General features: G+C 40.6%; 1 protein-coding gene. It reads right to left on the bottom strand.

Annotated features, from left to right (window positions below):
* Positions 1-93 precede the first annotated feature (93 nt).
* Entirely contained in the window at positions 94-1,527 is a 1,434-nt protein-coding gene (gene ltrA / locus HHO41_RS21935) for a group II intron reverse transcriptase/maturase (RefSeq protein ID WP_169102712.1), read from the bottom strand.
* Positions 1,528-2,171 lie beyond the last annotated feature (644 nt).

The raw sequence follows: 2,171 nt of genomic DNA, 5'->3' as shown, positions 1-2,171 counted from the left end.
AATAAAGTAGGGAAACCTCTCTCGAGGCTTCCCCCTTATCAAACCGTACGTGCCCTATTAAGGCATACGGCTTACCAAATGTTACAATGTTTATCAAGAGGATGCATTCCAGGCATTTCGCATCTTTTGTAAGCGGTGAGGAGTAAAATATTCCTCACCTTTTTCCTTTGCTCTTTTGATTCTGTATTGAAACCTTTTCTTCGACGCTTTACTTATATCGTTTTGGTATTGTTCTTTAGTGTATCCGTAGGCTTTGTTTAGATAGAGCCAATAGGAAGGAATTAGTTTAACCTTTAAGAAGAATTCATTATTCCAGAGGGAATTCATTCGCATTCCTTTTCTTTGACCTGGGTGTTTATGGATGAATGCAACACGCAGCCTTTTCCTTATATATCCATCAAGTCGCTCAAGGATTCTCCTTATCATTCGAGTTCTACAGTGACTCTTTTGTCCATATTCTTGGTTTGCTTTAATTGCTTTGATAATGGTCACATAGTAATTTACCTTGCCTCGAATGACGGGATTGACCCGATTTATCCATTCTTCTTTGCTAAGAGTAAGAGTTTTCCTAGTCTTTTCTTTGATTTTCAACCGAAAATCTCTGATGGATTCTTCCTTTGGTGTAACATGAAAGAAAGGTTTGTTATCTTTCTTTCTATTTGTCCAGTGGTGGAATGTAAACCCTAAAAAGTCAAAATCGTCCTTGTGAAAGTTGACTACCTTGGTCTTCTCTTTAGAGATTTCTAGACCTAACTCGGCTAATTTACTCTTAGTTAAGATAGCCGCCTTTTTGATTTCTTCGTTTGATTTAGCAAATAGCAAGAAATCATCTGCATATCTGACAAATCGAATACCATTTAAGTCCCATTCCCAATCTAGTTCATTAAGGTATACATTTGCCAAGAGTGGTGAGATGACACCGCCCTGTGGGGTGCCATAGTCAGAGTGAATAAGTTTCCCCTCTTCCATGTGCCCAGCCTTTAACCACTGTTCAATCAGACCTAGGACCGTACGGTCCGATACATATTTCTTTAAGACATCAATCAGTTTCTTATGAGGTATATTGTCAAAGAAACCTTTTATATCACAGTCGTAAATATGGTTGTATCCTTGCTCGATATTCCATAGGATTATTTGTAGGGCTCTTTGCACCCCTCGATTTGGTCTGTATCCTACTGACCAGTTATGAAACAACATATCTTCAAATTTTGGCTGTAGTATATTTACAATACTTTGTTGTACTATGCGGTCTTCGATAGTAGGAATACCTAGAGGACGTTTCTTTCCGTTCTTCTTTGGTATGTACACTCTTCTAACTGGTTGAGCTTGGTAGGTCTTTGTTTTCAACTTGTTCAGAAGTAACATGATATTTTCTTGTAATTTGGCATCGTAACCTTCTATCGTTTCTCCATCAATTCCCCCTGCTCCTTTATTTGCTTTAACTTGCTCGAAGCTTTGGGTTAATTTTCGGTCAAACAATATTTGCCCATATACACTATGTAATTTAAACTTCCACTCTTGATTCATTGCGTATTCCACGCCTTTCCTTGATGTACATTCAAACGGTTTTACCGCAGTAACGTGATTGTTAGCATTACACCTAGTTCATGGCTTGGAGCCATAGGTCGTTCCCCTTCCGTTCACTCGATGTTATGGTCATCGAATTACTTCCGTACTATGAGAACGTCTGACTTCTCCACCCGTTCTTCGTCATTTCAGTTTACCTTTATAGACTAGAACCCTGCCTGTTTGGTAAGGTGGAGACCTCACGGGGTTACCGCATTTCCCTTCTAGACATACCCTGCACCATCACGTAATAAGCCACATTTTCTCGCTCTGACTTCTAAAGAAAATGCCTCTTTAGTGGGCTTCCTCACTTTTCGAAGAGTCGCCAACTTATCCCGCCGCCGTGCTTCACACTTATTGCATTAGGGTCTACCTAGTTGCTTACGGGTCTCTCGATTTTCCGCATCTCCTTCAGACAATACCTCACGATGTTGCCCTAGATTAAGCTTCCCGAGCTAGGTCAGTCTCCTCGGGGATGGATTTTCACCATCTGGGATTCAGTTTCATCATCTTCAACCAGTCGTTTCATCGAAATGACGTCTCTGTCAGATAATTAAAAGAAGAGTGCTGACTGGATCAACACTCCATGCGACTGCCCGTCGCAC

It is taken from the genome of Bacillus sp. DNRA2, from assembly GCF_012843265.1.
GTDB lineage: Bacteria > Bacillota > Bacilli > Bacillales > Cytobacillaceae > Bacillus_BU.
This window is presented reverse-complemented; position numbering and strand designations above follow the sequence as displayed.

Bases quoted from the DNA above. Each gene is read 5' to 3' on its own strand.
- ltrA (WP_169102712.1), bottom strand. From the start codon at position 1,527: ATGAATCAAGAGTGGAAGTTTAAATTACATAGTGTATATGGGCAAATA.